This is a genomic window from Micromonospora tarensis, from assembly GCF_016803395.1.
Taxonomy (GTDB): Bacteria; Actinomycetota; Actinomycetes; order Mycobacteriales; family Micromonosporaceae; genus Micromonospora; species Micromonospora tarensis.
This window is the reverse complement of sequence record NZ_JAEVHL010000511.1, coordinates 1-1,283: the sequence shown is the minus strand read 5'-3', so window position 1 is coordinate 1,283 and position 1,283 is coordinate 1. Positions and strand designations below refer to the sequence as shown.

1 protein-coding gene is annotated in these 1,283 nt (G+C 69.1%); it reads right to left on the bottom strand.

Annotated elements, in window-relative coordinates; all coding sequences use genetic code 11:
• Nucleotides 1-402 precede the first annotated feature (402 nt).
• Nucleotides 403-1,283: pectate lyase family protein (locus JM949_RS36000; protein WP_203152477.1), on the bottom strand; the 881-nt coding region annotated here is incomplete at its 5' end.

Here is a 1,283-nt window from a genome sequence, read left to right as displayed (position 1 = left end):
CTGCGGGCTGGTGGATGGTGGCGCGTCGACCGCCTGGGTGGCCGCCGGCGCGGACGTCGGCCCGGTCGGTTGGATCACGACGATCACACCGGTCACCAGTACGGCGACCACGGCCGCGACGGCGAGGGGCCACAGCAGGCGCTTCACGCTGGTCGGGAGACGGCCGAGCAGTCCGCGTCGGGGATCCGCGTGAGCGCCTCGCGCCCCCCTCGCGGTGTCCGATTGAACTTGGCCGGTTGCGCGCATCGTCTCGACTCCTTCGCGTGGTCGCATCGCTACTCGATGCGGCGTTGGCGGAGATCGCGCCAAACGCCTTCCCTCAGGAGACTCGCCGGCCCTACCGGGATAACAGTTTCGTCGACAGCGCGGGGCGCGACTCCAGGTCGCCGCCCCGCACGTCGATCAGACGGTGATGCGTCCGGCGCCGGCACCCGCGGTGACGCTCGCCTTCACGCCGCTGGCGGCGTCGAGCTGGTAGGAGTACGGGATGGCGGCGACGTCGCCGGCGCTCTCCGGTTCACCGGAGTTGACGAAGACGTTGTTCCGCTGGACGAGATCACCCGGGTCCGACTCGGCGTAGCCGACGGCCGTCGGGCGGGCCACGTTCTCGAAGTAGTTGCCCTCCACGAGCACGCCGGCGCCCATCGTGGACGCGACACCGTAGTCCGCGCCGAAGTAGTAGTTGTTGAAGACGTGCACCGGGTCACCGAACCGGACCCGGGGGTGCCGCTCCTTGCTGCCGTCGAACCAGTTGTGGTGGTAGGTCACCCGCAGGTGGCCGATGTCGGCGGTGAAGCCGTCGTCGTGGCCGAGCAGCATGCTCTTGGTGTGGTTGGTGACCCGGTTCCACGAGACGGTGACGAAGTCGGACTCGCGCTTGATGTCCAAGCCGCCGTCGTATCCGCCGTCGAAGGTGTTGTGGTCGACCCAGACGTTGCGTGAGTTCTGCACGTTGACGGCGTCGTCGTCCCAACCCCGGAAGGTGAGGTTACGGATGATGACGTTGGCGGCGCTGCTGACGTTCAGCCCGTTGTCCAGCGTGGCGTTGCCGACCCCGAGCACTGTCTTGTTGGAGCGGACGTCGTTCATCTTGTCCGGCATGGTGAGCGAGCCCTGCACGCGGATGATCAGCGGTGCCGCCGACTCCAGGGCGTCGGCGAGTGCCTGACCGTCGGAGACGGTCACCGTCTGACCGCCCGCGCCGCCGGTGGTGCCGCCGTTCTGGGTGGCCCAGCCGACCAGGCCGGTCTGCGGTGGGGGTGGTCGGCGGCGGGGTGGTCGGG